This window comes from Wolbachia endosymbiont (group A) of Hedychridium roseum (assembly GCF_964028325.1).
Classification (GTDB): domain Bacteria; phylum Pseudomonadota; class Alphaproteobacteria; order Rickettsiales; family Anaplasmataceae; genus Wolbachia.
In genome coordinates, this window is sequence record NZ_OZ034755.1 from 1,309,451 (window position 1) to 1,326,331 (window position 16,881).

At 34.9% G+C, this 16,881-nt stretch carries 14 protein-coding genes and 1 pseudogene; 1 reads left to right on the top strand and 14 read right to left on the bottom strand.

Going from position 1 to position 16,881, the window contains the following annotated elements; all coding sequences use genetic code 11:
• Position 1: 1 nt before the first annotated feature.
• The 9 genes from ABWU23_RS06420 to ABWU23_RS06460 all read right to left on the bottom strand — a co-directional run bounded on the left by ABWU23_RS06420 (position 2) and on the right by ABWU23_RS06460 (position 4,932).
• Positions 2-337, bottom strand: coding sequence for a GPW/gp25 family protein (locus ABWU23_RS06420; protein WP_253308961.1), 336 nt, complete (start codon positions 335-337; stop codon positions 2-4).
• Positions 338-356: 19 nt separating this feature from the next.
• Positions 357-1,460: a YhcG family protein gene (locus ABWU23_RS06425; protein WP_253308962.1), complete on the bottom strand. Its 1,104-nt coding sequence runs from the start codon at positions 1,458-1,460 to the stop codon at positions 357-359.
• Entirely contained in the window at positions 1,444-1,698 is a 255-nt protein-coding gene (locus tag ABWU23_RS06430; protein ID WP_353270974.1) for a PAAR domain-containing protein, read from the bottom strand. Before ABWU23_RS06430 ends, ABWU23_RS06425 begins: the two co-directional genes overlap by 17 nt.
• 8 nt (positions 1,699-1,706) lie before the next feature.
• Positions 1,707-2,162, bottom strand: coding sequence for a phage baseplate assembly protein V (locus tag ABWU23_RS06435; RefSeq protein ID WP_253308964.1), 456 nt, complete (start codon positions 2,160-2,162; stop codon positions 1,707-1,709).
• A complete protein-coding gene (locus ABWU23_RS06440; RefSeq protein ID WP_264688407.1) occupies positions 2,149-2,625 on the bottom strand; it encodes a hypothetical protein in 477 nt (158 codons plus the stop codon). The genes ABWU23_RS06435 and ABWU23_RS06440 overlap by 14 nt, the downstream gene beginning before the upstream one ends.
• 108 nt (positions 2,626-2,733) lie before the next feature.
• Positions 2,734-3,117 (bottom strand): phage tail protein, encoded by a 384-nt coding sequence (locus ABWU23_RS06445; protein WP_253308966.1) that lies wholly within the window; start codon positions 3,115-3,117, stop codon positions 2,734-2,736.
• Positions 3,118-3,423: a hypothetical protein gene (locus ABWU23_RS06450; RefSeq protein WP_353270975.1), complete on the bottom strand. Its 306-nt coding sequence runs from the start codon at positions 3,421-3,423 to the stop codon at positions 3,118-3,120. It lies immediately after the preceding gene.
• 102 nt (positions 3,424-3,525) lie between these two features.
• Positions 3,526-4,530, bottom strand: a complete 1,005-nt coding sequence (locus ABWU23_RS06455; protein WP_353270913.1) for a major capsid protein — start codon at positions 4,528-4,530, stop codon at positions 3,526-3,528.
• 72 nt (positions 4,531-4,602) lie between these two features.
• Positions 4,603-4,932 (bottom strand): head decoration protein, encoded by a 330-nt coding sequence (locus ABWU23_RS06460; protein WP_264688489.1) that lies wholly within the window; start codon positions 4,930-4,932, stop codon positions 4,603-4,605.
• Positions 4,933-5,159: 227 nt separating this feature from the next.
• Between ABWU23_RS06460 and ABWU23_RS06465 the strand changes: the two genes are divergently transcribed.
• Positions 5,160-6,119, top strand: a complete 960-nt coding sequence (locus ABWU23_RS06465) for an IS110 family transposase (RefSeq protein ID WP_353270976.1) — start codon at positions 5,160-5,162, stop codon at positions 6,117-6,119.
• Between the two features lie 112 nt (positions 6,120-6,231).
• On the opposite strand, the pseudogene ABWU23_RS06470 reads toward ABWU23_RS06465, so the two are convergent.
• The 5 genes and pseudogenes from ABWU23_RS06470 to purD form a co-directional block, all read right to left on the bottom strand.
• Positions 6,232-6,441: pseudogene (locus ABWU23_RS06470) on the bottom strand (major capsid protein); the annotation flags it as partial.
• Between the two features lie 34 nt (positions 6,442-6,475).
• Positions 6,476-6,853 (bottom strand): head decoration protein, encoded by a 378-nt coding sequence (locus tag ABWU23_RS06475; protein WP_264687786.1) that lies wholly within the window; start codon positions 6,851-6,853, stop codon positions 6,476-6,478.
• A gap of 239 nt (positions 6,854-7,092) precedes the next feature.
• Complete coding sequence (locus ABWU23_RS06480) at positions 7,093-13,914, bottom strand: ankyrin repeat domain-containing protein (RefSeq protein WP_353270977.1); 6,822 nt, start codon at positions 13,912-13,914, stop codon at positions 7,093-7,095.
• Positions 13,907-15,214 carry a hypothetical protein gene (locus tag ABWU23_RS06485; RefSeq protein ID WP_353270978.1) on the bottom strand — a complete coding sequence of 436 codons (1,308 nt, stop codon included), beginning with the start codon at positions 15,212-15,214 and terminating at the stop codon, positions 13,907-13,909. The genes ABWU23_RS06480 and ABWU23_RS06485 overlap by 8 nt, the downstream gene beginning before the upstream one ends.
• Before the next feature lie 368 nt (positions 15,215-15,582).
• The gene (purD, locus tag ABWU23_RS06490; protein WP_253307305.1) at positions 15,583-16,854 is read right to left on the bottom strand and encodes a phosphoribosylamine--glycine ligase; all 1,272 of its coding nucleotides are present in this window, start codon (positions 16,852-16,854) and stop codon (positions 15,583-15,585) included.
• Positions 16,855-16,881: the final 27 nt, after the last annotated feature.

Here is a 16,881-nt window from a genome sequence, read left to right on the forward strand (position 1 = left end):
TTTATACCACAACTCCATCAAAGCGAATCTTTTCCCCCATTGGTAAGTACAATCCTTCTAGGTCAAGCGTTACTTTTCCTTCTTTCACTTCTGTTATTTTTACTTTTTCTAACTTAAATCTCTTTTCCCACTTTTGTAGTGCTTCTGCTGTTGCTGCGTAAATTTCTAACGTAAAATCACGATTGATTGGCCGGTCAACTAACTCAAGTAATCTTGACCCATAGTTCCTGCGCATTATTCTGCTGTTAATAGGAGTAGTTAAAATATTAACTATTGATTGCTTTAAATGTTCTATTCCTTCTAACTCTTTTCCAGTATTAACGTCCATTCCTCGCATAAACACGTTGCCTTTTGTGTTATATCTGTTTAATCATTTTCTTCTTAGTACTTGCGTATTTTTCACGAGCTATAGAGATAGCTTTTCTCAACTTCTCCTCAAGGATTTCCTTAGGAGGCAACTGTCTTAAATACTGTGCAACATGAATATTAGATCCTTCAAGCTCCAGGTATTCTATATCTTCTTGATCCTTATCAGCACACAAAATAATCCCTAGGGGTTTTTCTTCATCTGGTTTTCGTTCATTTTTATCTAACCAATTTAAGTACCATTCCATCTGTCCTTTATAAGCTGGTTCAAATCGACCAATTTTTAGTTCTATTGCAATAAGGCGCCTTAATCCCCTATGAAAAAATAGCAAGTCTAAATACCTATCAATTCTTTCGGTACTCATCCTTTTTTGACGTGTCACAAAACAAAAATCATTACCAAACTCTTGTAAAAATTTTACCAATTCATCCAAAATCGTATTTTCTAGATCAGTCTCACTATGACTTGATGGCAATTCCACAAAGTTAAGGAAGTATGGATCGTGAAAAATGAATTCGGGGGCTAACGTATTTTCTTCACGTAACTGTTTGATGCTTTGTCTTATGAAGTCCTCAGGCTTTTTTGCTAGTGCTGTACGTTCATACAACATGGTATCGATTCTACTACGTAGTGCTCTAACACTCCATCTTTCAATACGACACATTTCTATATAATAATTACGCTTCAGCTCATCAGAAATTGCAATAATTTCTACAAAATGTGACCAACTCAATTGTTGTGACAGTGTCGCGACAATTTCTTGATCGGGAAAGAATTTGGAAAATTGCACCATCCGAAACAATGAAGCTCTATCAAATCCACGTCCATATTTCATCTGAAGTTCTTTTGCAAGTTGGGAGATGATTTGCTTCCCATAATCTGCACGTTTGTGCTTTAGGATATCTTGATCAATTCTGGAGCCAATTTCCCAGTTTAACAATACTAGAGTAGAATTGAATTGAACAGAAAGATGATTCTTTGCTCTATCTATTAAATTACTAACGTCTCCTAATAGGCTAGTAGTTATATCCATGTTCATAATTTTACTTTTGGTAAGTATAGCACATGGTTTATTTTTATTCTGAAAAAACATTACTACTTCCACTTATTACCTTAAAACCACAAGATACTGAATCCCCAACTCTTCCTATACCATGACCATTTGCAAACACTGTTTTTGACCCTTGTGCCATTACCTTACCTTCTGTAAAACTATCTCCTTGCCGACAAACTGGTCTTCCGTTTACAAATATATCTCTGCTTCCACTTATATAAAAATGCGGCAACGCTTCCCCGCAGTGATCTCCTAGGCATATAACTGATTTATTCATTCCTTTTCCTAATTTAGATTTATTCTTTGTGCCTTAAGTTTTATTCCATCCTTTGTCATCTCTACGCTTGATCCTTCTACTTTCAACGTTATTTTATCTACTACTTCAATCTCAAGATGATGATTCTCCTTGTCGTACGATAATTTTGTTCCATCTTGAAATTTTACACTATTTATTTCCTTTTTATTCTCCGGAGGCGGATATTTCTCCTGATATATTGCCGGTAACACCACTCCTAATGATAATTCCCCAAATGGTGATAACACTACCACTTGCTCATCAATATTCGGTGGTGACCAGCTTTCAGCTCGGCAAGTAATCCATGGTAACCAATCTGTTAAAAATTCTCCTACTTTGACCCTTACTCTTGCTTTTTCATAGTCGATTTCTTTCACTAGACCTATACGAATAATATTCGCTAGCCTTCTATTTAGCTCTGCAATGGCAAAATTATGGTCTAACATTTATATTTCCCACGTTTATGGTATGTGGCTTAATTTTTCCCTCTAACCAGACTGATTCTCCCAAATGCAGCTCGTGAACCCATTCAACTAACCACACTAAATACGCATCCAACTCTGGCCTAAATCCGTCAATTTCCGCAGATATAAATTCTCCTGGCGAAACATTTTCCACGTTCCAAGTATTTTTACTTACAACCCTTGCAACTTCCGCTGCCAGTGACCTTACCACTACCTGAGAATCCTCGACTGTTCCATCAACTACTACTCTTGCCTCAAATCTTGCCCTCAACGCTAATTCCTCAGTCCCCGGATCTTTTCCTGGTTCTAAACTTGCAAGCTCTACAAACACTGCTGGCGCTATTATTTCCCGACGTTCTGCTCTATACATTTCGCACGTTTGTATTGCTGGGATTTCTTCTTTTAGCGTTTTACAAATTGCCTGATGTAAATTTCCCCAGAACATTATTTCATATAACTCATTTGCTGATCAAAATACTTCTCAAATACTCTCTCTACTTCATTATCAACTAACTCTTTCATTATTTCCCGAGCTTGCGTGTTTACTTTAATTTCATCTATTGGTATGTACCTTCTTTTCTATATGACCATTTTTCATTGTTGCTATAAATGCTCCTTCATACATACGGCTTCCTACTTTTGCTCCTATCTTTGTCTGTTTTATACTCCCAAGTTTTGCTACTCCTATCCACTGCGAACTCAGCTTCACTACTGACCATAAACGCTTTCTATTTGCTTTATCCACACTTAACTTTTTTCTCATTGCTTTTTTTGGTATTTGTTTTTCTTCGCTAACTTGTTTGACAGTTTGCGATCTTACCCATAGTGCTGTTTTGTTTAATGCCCTCACCGTCGCTTTTTCCACTTTTTTCCTTTCAGCATCTATACTTTGTATTACCTTTTCAATACTACCGGTAACTTCAACGTTAATACGCATTTACACCCCTGACGCTTGAATTTTCCAGATTATTCCTGAATTATTCCTAAGCGGCGGTGAGTGTACTCTGTATCTACAACTACCTATAGAAAAAGTATCTCCCACCATTGGCTTTAATACATCAAACACACTTACTTCTAAAGTCAAAATTTCTCCTACAAATTGCCCTTCACCAATCCCGTATAATCTATCTGGCTGTTGCTTTAATATCTGCACCATGTATGACTTATCCTTTGATTCATACAACGCTTGCTGCCCTAGATGTGCAAAACAATCTTTCAATAATCTTTTTATTTTTTCTTGCATACTTTACCTTTATGCACTAATCTCTACATGCACGCTAAGAAGGGGCATACTGGTAGAGCACTTTCATGCCTCACCACTTTTGTAGTTGCTCTACCAGTATTGTTATGCTGCAACGACTTTGATTAATATTCCTGGGCGATGGCACATTGGTAAAGGATTTGACTGAGTATGTAAATCGGTCCCTCTATCAAATCTTCTTGGCTCTTGTTTTGCATATAACGGTTGCCCTAGTGTATTTACTGTTTCATTGAAGTCCGCTGGGGCAAAGTAAGTAGTAAATGTGCTTGCTGTTCCTAGTGGAAAACAGTGTCCCGTGTCTTTTTCTATAAATCTTCTCACATTTCCTTCAGGGTCAGTTGCTTGCCCTCTGTACTCCTCAAATGTTATTCCACAGAACGTAAATCCTGATCTCATGTCGTTCCGGAGTGCTGCTCCTTCTTGCCATCTCTCGTATGCTTCTTTTACCTTGGTATGAGAAGTTAAAGCGTCAAAAAACTCTGGGCTTACCAGCGCATGAATCCCGGTCATATATTCACCACTTAAGTTGTCCTCAACATGCCTCAATACTTCCAGACACTTACGCTTGACATCGGTGGTTGCTGTTCCCAGCGCAAAATTTACTACTTTTGGCGTAATTTCAAATTCGTTGTAAAGGTTTAATAACTCACTGCCATCAGCATCCAGAATAATCCCTTTTAACGCCCCCATCCGCAAATGTTCTAACGTTATCGCATGTTTGTTTCTCATCAACTCCAGGTGATCTGTTACTACACTCGCCAACGCTTTCAGTTCATTCTCTGACCCAAATGCTCTTATTCCTTGCACTTCCTCTGGTAACACTACATCATCATGGGGAATATGTGGTATCGTAAATGTTCTTATTTTTCGTTTTCCACGTTTTCCCACTGTTGCTGGTGCTCCCGGAACTTGCGTTGGTAATAAACTCAATACTCCGTTTTGCTCTTCTATCGTAATATGTCGAAATCTTACCGATCTACTTGGAAATAAATTTAAATTTTCGACGCGACCATAATTTATCGGCAATATGTTTATTGCTTTAGTTAATTTCGTCATACTAAATGCTGGATTTGTAAATGGATTTTGCATTCTTTCCCCCTTTCCCTTTAATGCTGTGTGTTTTAAGTTGTTTCTATGTAAGTTGCTGAGTCTGGTAGCTCGTTAAACTCCCTTGCGGATGATAACGCCTCGTGCTTCAAGTTGTTTTATTGCTGCAGCTTTTTGCTCTTCTGTTATATTTGCTGGCCACACCACTGCATGATCTGCTAACATTGCAATACGAGTAATGATTACTGCTTTGGTGGTTTCCGTTGCGTTTACATCACTTGTTATTACACCTATCGCTGTTTGTGTTCCATCCGTGGCCGTTGGATTTATTATCTTAATCATGTTATCTTTATCATAGCCAACAACTGTTCCAAGTTTGAGGTTTTGTCCTTTGGCTACGGTTATTTCCTCTCTTGTATAATCTCTATATACTTCATATTTCAGAAGGTCACCTTATATGTTAAAAACAAGTTCATAAATATTACAAAGTGGTAATATTAAGAACATGCAGAGAAGAGGAACCGTAGATCGCCTTGGTCATAAAGGACCGTAATTTAGCAAGGTTCTCTTCCCTGATTATTTACTGAAAAGTTCCGAACAACTGATTGAGCTTTTAGGCTCGTATATAAGGGTGGAAAATGCAGTATTACATGTTATTCTATGGAGGAATTATGAATTTATCAAATATCATTGCTGGCATTGATGTTAGCAAAAATAAACTAGATATCCACATTCATCCACTTGGACATTATAAAGTATTTGAAAATAACGTTCAAGCTATTGATCAAATACTCGACTTTTTGCATTTACATAATGTAATCAAAGTTGGACTTGAAGCAACTGGTGGGTACGAAAAATTATGTGCTTATACTTTACTAAGCAATGGTTTCGAAGTATATGTAATTCAACCTAGATGGGTGAGAGACTATGCAAAAAGCCTTGGTATTGCTACTAAAACTGATAAAATAGACTGCAGCATTATCTCACGTTATATTAATAATACAGATATGCGCGTTACTCCTTTAAAAGTTAGTAATGTTGACTTCTTGAGGCAAAAGCTATCTCGTAAAAATCAACTAGTAGAAATGGCAAAAATACAAAAAACTCAAGCTCATCAAGTAACTGATATATCCATAATCAAACAAATGGAAGAGCTACTTGTCATATTACAGAATCAAATTCAAGTTTTAGAAGATGAGATGATTGAGTTGATTGAACAAAGTCAAGAGCTTAAAAAAAAATACATATCAATAACTAGTATACCAGGTGTAAGTAAAATCACAGCTATTACTATTATTTGTTATCTGCCAGAATTAGGAACTCTTCAAAGAAAGCAAATATCTAGCATTGCCGGAGTTGCACCTTTTAATCGAGACAGTGGTTTTAATAAAGGAAAAAGGTGCATTCAAGGCGGTAGGTCACAAATTAGAACAGTCTTGTATATGTGTATTCTTAGTGCGCGGAAATGGAATTCTTTCATAAAAACTTTTTTTGATAGGTTACATAATCAATATAAAAAACCATATAAAGTTGCTTCCACTGCTGCTATGAGAAAGTTACTTTTACTTGCTAACTCTTTAGTAAGAGATGACAGGGTTTTTACTGAGGAATACAGCCCTAAGTCTGCTTAGATCCAACACTAGCAGATTAGTGTGGATGTGGATAAGTGCGCTTACACAGACTGAAAGCACTTATCCACATCCACACTTTTTAAAAGAATTTAAATCAAATATTACAACTTATTTTTCCAACAGTTGCTGGTGCTCCTGGAACTTGAGTTGGAAGTAGTGCTAAAAAACCGTTTTGTTCTTCAATGGCAATATGGCGAAACCTTACTGATTTACTCGGAAAAAGTTTTAAACTTTCAGTTCGACCAAAACTAATTGGTAAAATATTAATAGCTCCAGTTAATGCTGTCATATTGAATGCTGGATTTGAAAGTGGATTTTGCATAATGTTTAGCTCCTATTAAAAATTAATATAAAATTCAGATTCCTTTACGGACAATAATACCCCTCTCTTCAAGTTGTTTTATTGCTGCTGTTTTTTGCTCTTCAGTTATATTTGCTGGCCAGACAATTGCATGATCAGCAAGTAAAGCTACGCGAGTAATGATTACTGCTTTAATATCTGCATCTTTACTATTTACATCGTTTATAATCACACCTATTGCTGTTTGAGTACCATCTGTGCCTAGCGGATTTAGAGCTCTTATAAAGCCCCCATCATCTGTCTTTTTGCTAACCACTGCTCCAAGCTTTAGGTTTTGTCCCTTAGCAACAGTAATTTGGTCACGTGAGTATAGATTTGATGCCTCATATTTTAAGAGGTCACCAAGATTATTTGGTTCAGTTATACAAGACATGTTTTTCTCTTGGAAATTTTGGCTGATAAAGTTATTAATTTTGTTTTTTCCGCTGAATTTGTAGTTGCTATAGTCCGCGGAATAGCTTTAGCTTTGTAGGTTTATATATTTTGTCGTGCCTTGGCTGCCTGCATCAATAAATCCTCCGAAATTACGTAAAATATGTTAAAAGCATCTTTGGCTTTATAGCCCACCAAGTAAAAATTATTTTTCAGTATTTTTCATTTCTCTATTGACTTTTAACACAACTGCTTATATGGGTCGCTACTTTTAGCTTCAATACTAGCATTCTTATCAAGAAAAAATTTGACCATATCTAGGTCACCACTATAAGCGGCTACATGCAGAGGTGTTCTACCATCATTATCTTTAGCTCCAATATCAGCACCTTTATCCACAAGAAACTTAGCTATATTCAAATTGCCTTGCTGAGCAGTCCAGTGCAGAGGGTTACAACCATAGATGTCTTTATCTTTAACACTAAAATGCTTCCTATCAAAAAGAATTTCTACTATGTCCAACCTACCTTTTTGGATAGCAATGTATAAAGGTGTTAAACGTTTACCTTCAATATCAATAGTTTCAATTTTTCTAGTTAAATCTTCAGCTTCACTGATATCACTTTGCACTATAGCATTAAATACCTGCTCTTTTAATAAATTTACTTTCTCCTTGTTAAAGTCCTCTATAATATCCTCTGAATTACAAACAGAGACTATGCACTTTGGATTAGAAACCATTGTATCATTAAAAGCGAACATCATTTCTCTTGCAGGTTGATAATTACTCCAATTCTCCACTTTTGCAATGGTGCTATTTCCATATGATAGCACTAAACTACCATCAGCAATCTCCATATCAAAACCCAATACAGACTTATCTCTAAAATCAACTAAACCAATGTCATTCTTGCTGATAGGTTGATTATGATAAATTTGTAATCCTTGTTCCTCTGGTTGATAGTATCTGAAAAAGCTAGGATTGATCTCTAGATGCTCAAGCCTTAAGTTTGTACTATCGATTTTATAAAGCTCATTGTTTATTCGTAATACAATTTGTTGATTCTCTGGATTTTTAAAATAATCAACTAACCCAATGGATAAAGACCATTTAGTACCTTTACTATCAAGTATTGTAATATCTTGTATCTCTAAACTACCCTCTGTAAGGTCAGAGATTGATTTGCCATAACATTCATTTATATAATCCCTTTTACCTTCTTCTATGCTTATACCATCAACATCTGTTACACTTAACTCAGCAAAATCAATGATACTATAAGGTATGTTTTGATAAGACACCACTTTGTTTTTTATTTTTAAATTGAGCCTTATTGGCGACAATGAAGTTTTGCTATTTAATGTATCTGGTAGTTTGATAATATACTGGTGTTGCCCTTTCTCTCCTTCTATTGTAATGTCCTGATAGTAATTACACAGCATCAGATAGTGATCATAACCATAGTTCCGTCCACCATTAAGGTATTTCTGATAACTACTTGTAACGTCAGAGCTACTATAGCTAAAATCAACAATGACTTGACCTGAGTACATGCCAGCAATTATCACTTTTTCACTAGGTACTCCCATATGGTTTTTAATAACTTCTACTTGAGATACTGGTATGTCAAAATTATTGTTATTGACAATATCTTTTGCAATTTGGTAAGTATCAAGTAATTGTTGGTCTAGAATACTTGCTTGTATAAATGCTTTTAACTTTTTTGCACTATTTTGTATTACCTCTCTACTAATATCACTTCCTGAACTTTTCAGCTCTTGATATCTAATATCTTCTATTGTATCAGACAAAGACTTATCTTGTATTGCAACAGACTCTGTTATTCCATTGCTATTTACTTGAATTACTAGATTTTTAAAATCATTGATTTTAGTACTTGAAACAATACTTTGTGTATTATTAGCTAAAACATCTAAGCTATAGCCGACCTTTTCTATATCTTCACTTATTCCCCACTGTGTGATATTAGCAACTTGAACCTTTATTATGTCAATATTTCCTTTTATTTTTCCTGTACTGCCCAAATCACTTACTATCTTAGCATTATCACTATCTTCATTAACAACAAATATTGTTTGTTTTAATCCCCTGTTATGCACATTTTCTTTGTTAACTACTCTAACTTCATAATCTTTGTCTGTGCAGTTAAATGAATTCTCCCAGACTTCTGCATTTTTTACATTAATCAATCTTGTTTTACAGTGAGTAGTAATATTTTGCTTGCTGTCAGAATTAGACACATAGTTATATGTGTTAACCAATCTTATGTTATTACTATTACCATAACGTATAGTTCCACTATGCAAATTTGCAGCGATATTATTAGCTTTAACATTCATTACTAGAGTATTTTCTTTTCCTGGTCCACCTTCAAGAGTACCAGACATATAGTCATTAATAATAAAAATAGTTTCATTATTTTTTGAGCCGACATAACGTATATTACTACCCTCTGAAATATGCATTACTGCTGGATAATTTGCTGCTGCTGTTAATGTTTTAGGTCCTGAAATATATAATACTGATCCTCTAGGAAATGTTTGCTTTTTTGTATTACTATGCTCTTTTCTTGTTGGATTAGTAAAGATAAAAGGTTCTCCTGAGAGAGTAAAGCTCTCTTGACAATTTCTATAAATTTTGCCACTGTTACATGGAGCGAACGCATCGTCACCTTTGTGCTTTGTATTGATTGTTTTGCTGCATTGAGATTTTTGTATCGGATTTGTTAATGGTGCATCTACAATTCTTAAGCCAAGATTTTCATACTCGTATTTTGTTAGATGAGGGATATGTTTTGCATCCGTATTAACAACATAAACTTTCTTTTCTTCAATCTCTTGATAGCATTGAGGACTATTCTTTATACCACAGATAAACCTTTCCCAACCTTCACTCATAACCAAAGTATAAGGTGTCATAGTCAATATCTTAGAGATATCAATAGAAGACAAATCTCTTTTTACACTAGAGGCTATATTGATCTTGTCAAAAGAGATATCTTTATATTTTTTTTCTAAATCACATGTCCACTTCATCTGCGTCGCACACTCAGGACCATACGGTGATGGCATAATACATATAGCCTGTGCACCCATATTTTTAATCACCTCACTATATTTCTCTTCAATGGAGATTACGTATTGTACAACCGCATCTATGTCATAATTGTCATTTAACAGTTTAATAGCTGCTTCTTTTACGTAAGTTAAATAACCTTTTATTCTAATTGTGTCTTCATATTCTTTTTCTACATCTCTTCCTGTAAAAAACTTGATTACCCCTGCAAAAAATACTTCCGCTTGTTCACCACCAGGTAATAGAGGTACTTGTTCTGCTATTGCTTTTGTATACTCTATTCTCTCATGAATTTCTACACCAATTGTTATTAATACATCAGCAACCATAGTAACTACTGCTGCCCTACCCAAAACTTTGCCTGCAGCAGATAATCCTCTTAAAATCTTAGTAGTTGTACTTACACTTTTCACTGTAAAGCTAACTCCTGCACTTACAGGCCTTATGCTCATGCTTGCTAGTTTTACACCACTACTAGCTGTCCAATAATAATTTAGTGGATGATGATTACCTTGAGCTATTTCGTTTATACTATATCCAAATTGATAAGCAATAGTTGCAAATGTAATACTTTGAACTATAGGATTACTGATAATCTTAACAAACGTTTGACGTACAGGCTGTGGTACCTTACTAATCAATTTTCCCACTTTACTATTAGGAGAAATACTTACGCTTGTCCTAACATCATCCATAGCATCTAGTATACCATTGATACCAAATACTTGCTTTAAAGCATTATTATCATGTCGTCCAAGTGTTGCTGTATCACTTATACTATCAAGCAAGTCATATATAGCCATCATGGAAAAAAACTTTCCACCTTTTGCTCCTTTTATTTTCGCTGAATCAAATTTATCACGATCAAATGCAATTCCTTTTTCTTGAAGGCTGCTTTCTACATTACTAATATAATCTGCAAAAACTTTTTCACCAAGATCATCAAAATGATTTTTAAACGTATCAAAAGTATCTTCCCTAACACCTTTTGCTAGCAAGTTCTGTTTAATTTCCTCTACAATATTAGAGTAATCTTGATTAGTTTGAACATCACCTATATCTTCAATGTATTTTTTATTCTCTAACAACTGCTTATCATTTGATAGTTGATGTAATTTATTATGAATTTTCTCTCTTTCTGCATCTGTAGTAAAATTTTTAATTATATCATCGAATTTTACTTCATAGCCATCGATGCTTAAATAATACTCAATATTTTGTCCTTTTATTTTTTCTTTTATAACGCGATCCTTATCTCTGACTACTTTTACTAAGATCTCAATACCATCACTATAATCATCTACAAAATATCTTTCTGCATTCTTCATTTCTATAATATCACCTATTATCAATTTTTTATCATTACCATTGTTATCTTTTACTTTTACATATACATCAGTCCTATCAGCATTGCCTATCATATCAAACACTTGCTCACGACCTATATCTACAATTTCATTAGTTAAATCCTTAGCATTATCAATATCAAATAGCTCTTTAACACGTTGCTTTTTTTCTTCCTTTGTAACCTTTTCTTCATCACGTGAATCTATGCAGGGTATACCTATATCACGTCTTTTCCTTGTTGCACATTGGCTAAAACTAAAAATAGAACTATGAACTACCTTAACAGGAGTAAACTCATTTTTGCTTGGTAGAATAAGAGAATCTGCATTACTCGCTCCTTTGTCAAAAACAACACCCATAAAAGCCACTTTCCTGCCATCTGTAAGCGTTTTATAAGTAACACCTTTTACATACTCCTTATTTATCTGATCATTTGCCTCTTTTACTAATGCATCAGCTGTTTTACCTTCCCTTGGTCCCTTAAGCTCTAATCCTACTGGATCATACTCCTTAGCATTACTAGCTCCTTCTGCAAACTTAATACCATGAACCAGCATATCAATACGTTTTCCCCTGCCAGTTTGAAACTCTGTTAATACTAATGCTCTAGGAGATTCTTCTAATTTCAAATCACTATAATAACTAAATGCCCCATGTAACACTCCTTGAAAATGAGCCTCTTCATTAATAAAATCTCTAAAAGAAAACATTCCTTCTCCAACTTTCTTTAGTAGTGAATTATATTTATCTACTGGTAGAGACTGACCTGCTGCAGGAGTAACTTGAGACTTAAGTGCCTCATCAAATGCCTCTCTTAGTCCATTAGGGTAAGGAACATCTTTTAATTCTCCTTTGAAAAACTCTTTCCCTTTTTTGTATTCATTTAAGGAATTATATCTATTAACCTCCTCTATGTTAAAAAAATCTGACTTCTTTTCCTCATGTAAACTTATGTATACCTCTGTGATTTTGCTTTGCTCCGGTAGATCACCAGGTATAGGTATCTTTTTACTGCTACGATCCCCTCTTCCCCCTTCTCTAACATGAAAAATAAATACCTCTTTACTACGACCTTCTCTAATCAACGCAAAAGTTGTTACAGGCTTTCCGGATCTTGTGGTAGAAGCAAGAGAATATTCACCGTATGAAAATATAAATTTCTTTAGATCCGCTCTTTTAAATTTATCAGCAAGAAGAAGTTGCCCTAAGAGAAATCTACTAAAGTAATTACCTCCTTTCTCTGGCGTACCAGGAAATGTGTGATAAATACGCTCCAGTGGCTGCTTGATTTTTTCTTTAACATTAGTGACCGTATCTTGTCTTCCATCCCAATCTGAAGCTTCCTTCAAGAGTGCTTGCATTGTAGGTAGAGCAATTTCTCTGTCTTCACGAGGTGATATATGCATTGAAAATTTTTCACCTTCAGTTGAATCCAAATTTAACCCTACACACAGTACATTATCTGAAATAGTCAAAACACGCATTGTATTTGGCTGAAAGCCTTTTGCATAATCTTTTGCTTGCTCTAATGCAATAGCTGGTGTAGTTTGACTCCCATCTTTTACTTTACCTCCTTTCTCTAACTCTTTTAACTCTTCTTTAGTGGCAGCTTTCAGTTCTATAATAATAGGAACAGCATTTAATGATCTATCCTTACCACGAGGCACTAGAACAATATCAGCGTAACCTCTTCCTGCAAATTGCTCTAAGTAAACCCTGAGATTATGTCTATAGCGAAAATTTACTAAAGCACCTGCTATAAACCCATGATGTGCTGCTTCTCGTGCTTTATCAGCATAAGTAAACGAACCCTTGTATTTTGAGTGAACTTTACTGATTCTGTCAATGACTTTCTTGGAAGATTCTTCAACTTTACTTGCATCAGAATTAGTTAACTCAGCTATATAATCCTCGGGCTTGCTTTTTGTATTATCATTTTGATCTTTCCATATTTCCTCTTCTTTTTTAATTTCGTAAAAATTATGACTAATAGCAGAGTCAAGTATTTCTTTATCTTGTGTTTCAACAAAAATATTTTCTTCATTTTTGTTGATTTGCACTAACTTAGATTTAACCCTACCTTTAATTCTATCTTTAATACCTCGTGCCGTACCGATCTTTTGTTGAGTGTCAGGATGCAAATTTTCTTTTAATATATATTCCAGTTCACCAGAAGTAAATTGATGACCAGAATTACCATCTTCTGAAATAGAAAATAGTTCTATACCTTCAATAGCATCTACATCACTTTTAATTTGACTATTTTTAACAACAACTACCTTTAATGTTTTTGCAGTGTCAAAACGAAAATAAACTTTTTTAACACCTAATCTTTCCGCAATTTGTGTATCTGGTAAAATAGAAAAGCTTCCTAAAAAGAAATGCGAAAAAAACCCTTCTTTACCTACCGAATGTAAATATGATGGAACCTGGTCAATGTATGATTGAAACCTTGCTTTGAAAGATTCAAAATCACTTTTTTGTTGGGTTGAAGTACTTGGGCCAGGTTGACTAACTCCCGCTGTCTCTCGAATTAACAGCTCTATTAATTCAAAATCTTGTGGTTTTTCTTGACTTAACATATAGCCCCCTAAATTATATAATAACTTTTTATTCACCTAACCTTATATGAGATTTATCATGCATTTTGTTAAGCTTTACATCAGATAAATCACCACTTGGACCAGGTATACTCTTTTGGTCAAGATCTACATCAACAGAACCACTATAAGATAAAAACTTATTTAATGAAGCGCGATCTCCTTGCTCTAAGATGGAACATATGTAACCTGCTCGCTTAGAATTCATAAATTCTTCAATCTGTTTAGAATTAGTTTTGTCCAATATTGCCCACACTTGCTCCATACAACCTTTCTCAACCAAAGGTACTAATAAACTTCCTTGAAAAGTAGAATTGTTCATCACTTCTCCATTTAATGCTAAGGTACGATGACTATCGAATCCATCTTTCATCAACATATGCATCAAAAGCTTCGCACCTACATTTAAGTATTGCCCAGAACAACCTCCAATTTTTATATTTCTTAACCAGATACAATAATAACTACCCACCACCACATCACTTGGCTTTAAGCAGTCGAATAACTTTTGAAATTGATCAAAGTTAAACATTTCTAACATTCTACCTAGAGAACCATAATAACCATTTTTCTCCAAATCTCTTTTCAAAAGCTCTGGATATCTATCAGGATTTATTTGGCTTAAACAAAATTCAAACACATCAGGATATCCATTATCGTGTGCTGCATGCACTGCAATTTTCATAAAAACCTTATCTTTTTCCTGAGCACTTAACTCACTTTCAGGTAATGATTTTATCTTATTCCAAAAGAACTCTACTGCTTCTACACGTTTTCTACGCATACTTATTGCTGCACGGTGTAAACCAAGCACATAGGGATGCTGATCTTTTAGATCTAACTCTGCAATGTATCCACTAACGAAATGCGACCAAAATTGCATCATCGCATCTGTATACCAACTTCCACTTACTGATTTGACTAACTTTTTTAATGCATCTGAATCTCCATCCTTTATTTCATCTTCCCGTTTAAAATGCTCAAATAGGGTAATGATGTCTTCTTCTAAGCAACACCAACATGCAATTTGGTAACGATCAAAATCATCTAGCGGATTATTTGTACCTTTCCAACTCTTGGGTTCAATCATCTTTTTAGCCACTATTCTTCTATTGAGTTTGATACCATGTATCGTATCGGTTTTTTCCCAACATTCTTCATCTGACAATATATCAAGGAAAAAAGGAAGGTTTCCGGTATTAATAGTCTCCAAGTACCCACGCCCCCAATTCCTTATTTGAAGTTGCTTAGATTCTTTATAAGGATCGTCATCCTTAATAATAGAGAAAGCTGCCTTGGTTAGGTCATCTAAGTCCATAATTCTTACCTCCACAAACAAAAGCGTATTAAGATATAGAACTATGATAATTTATACATTCTATATCATTTTTAACATCGTACTACATCTTTGTAACCTGTCAATCACTATTTTAGAAAAACTTTCTAACCCAAAGTAATTTTCAATGAAAGCCTTTTAATAGGCTGAATATATGATATTTTATTTATTTTTAAATTCTGTTTTTTATAAGTTTATCTTAATTCTTCCACAAACAAATTATTATTAACTTAGCAAGATATATTGTTAAGATCTCAAGTAAAGCAACCATTTCCAGCACCAAAAAACAAGGGCGGTGAGAACATTTCGTTTTGGGATCGTGTGGTCTACCTGCTAACCGACAGCTAACATTAACTACCAATATCGTATCTGAAGAAGCCCCCTGGCCATTCTAAAAAATTTAATGCTGAGTACACCTTACTTTTGGCTTCCTCTATAGTGCTCCCTTCTGCTACTATATTTAGCACTCTTCCGCCATCTGAAACCCAATTACCACTCTCATCTAATTTAGTACCAGCGTGAAATACCAATATACCAGGAATGCTTTCAATTTTATCTAATCCCTTAATTACTTCTCCCTTTTGATAATCACCCGGATAGCCTTTACTTGCAACAACTACACAAACTGTAGATTTGTTGTTAAGTTCCACCATTTTGACATTTAACTTTCCTTCTGCAACTGACAACATCAATTTTAACAAATCGCAATTTGAATCAAATCTAGGTAATATAGATTGCGTTTCTGGATCACCGAATCTAACGTTATACTCGAGAAGTTTTGGGCCATCTCTGCAAATCATTAAACCAGCAAAGAGTACTCCCTTATAAGGCGTACCCATGTTAACCAATGCTTGAGCTGTAGGGTATATTATTTTTTGGATGATTTTTTGCTCCATGTCCTTACTTATAATTGAAGGTGATGAGTACGATCCCATACCCCCAGTATTTTGGCCTTCATTATTTTCATTCACTCTCTTATAATCTTTTGCGCACCCAAGAGTTACTACTTTCAACCCATCAACAAGAGCAAAAAAGCTTACTTCTTCTCCAATTAAAAATTCTTCTATGATTATTTCTTCACCTGATTCACCAAATTCTTTCTCCACTAGCATTGAATCTATTGCTGAAAAAGCTTCGTTTTCTGCGCAACATATCATCACGCCTTTCCCTGCCGCAATTCCATTTGCTTTCACTACAAGTGGAAACTTTATTTTATTGCTACGTACAAAATCTTTAGCTAATCCTTCATCAACAAAACACTCGTACTTGGCAGTTGGTATGCCATATCGCTTGCATAGTCCTTTGGTGAAAGACTTTGATCCCTCAAGTTTTGCAGTTGCTTGACTCGGAGCAAAAACATTTATTCCCTCTGCAACTAAATCATCAGCAAGTCCATCAATTATTGGTTGTTCTGGACCAATAACAACCAACTCTATATTTTCTCTCTTGCAAAATTGTGTAACATCCACTGAATTTTGAATATTTACATCCACAAGAGTCCCAAGATCTTTCATAGCTTGGCGACCAGGAGTTACATATAACTCAGTCAAGATAGGAGATTTTTTTAGAGCCCAAAGTAGAGCGTGCTCACGTCCACCAGAACCTATAACCAGAACCTTCATCTTTATTTCCTCGCTTTTCTATATGTC

Coding starts and splice junctions, on each gene's coding strand:
- ABWU23_RS06420 (WP_253308961.1), bottom strand. CDS start 337: ATGCGAGGAATGGACGTTAATACTGGAAAAGAGTTAGAAGGAATAGAA.
- ABWU23_RS06425 (WP_253308962.1), bottom strand. CDS start 1,460: ATGTTTTTTCAGAATAAAAATAAACCATGTGCTATACTTACCAAAAGT.
- ABWU23_RS06430 (WP_353270974.1), bottom strand. CDS start 1,698: ATGAATAAATCAGTTATATGCCTAGGAGATCACTGCGGGGAAGCGTTG.
- ABWU23_RS06435 (WP_253308964.1), bottom strand. CDS start 2,162: ATGTTAGACCATAATTTTGCCATTGCAGAGCTAAATAGAAGGCTAGCG.
- ABWU23_RS06440 (WP_264688407.1), bottom strand. CDS start 2,625: ATGTTCTGGGGAAATTTACATCAGGCAATTTGTAAAACGCTAAAAGAA.
- ABWU23_RS06445 (WP_253308966.1), bottom strand. CDS start 3,117: ATGCGTATTAACGTTGAAGTTACCGGTAGTATTGAAAAGGTAATACAA.
- ABWU23_RS06450 (WP_353270975.1), bottom strand. CDS start 3,423: ATGCAAGAAAAAATAAAAAGATTATTGAAAGATTGTTTTGCACATCTA.
- ABWU23_RS06455 (WP_353270913.1), bottom strand. CDS start 4,530: ATGCAAAATCCATTTACAAATCCAGCATTTAGTATGACGAAATTAACT.
- ABWU23_RS06465 (WP_353270976.1), top strand. CDS start 5,160: ATGAATTTATCAAATATCATTGCTGGCATTGATGTTAGCAAAAATAAA.
- ABWU23_RS06475 (WP_264687786.1), bottom strand. CDS start 6,853: ATGTCTTGTATAACTGAACCAAATAATCTTGGTGACCTCTTAAAATAT.
- ABWU23_RS06485 (WP_353270978.1), bottom strand. CDS start 15,214: ATGGACTTAGATGACCTAACCAAGGCAGCTTTCTCTATTATTAAGGAT.
- purD (WP_253307305.1), bottom strand. CDS start 16,854: ATGAAGGTTCTGGTTATAGGTTCTGGTGGACGTGAGCACGCTCTACTT.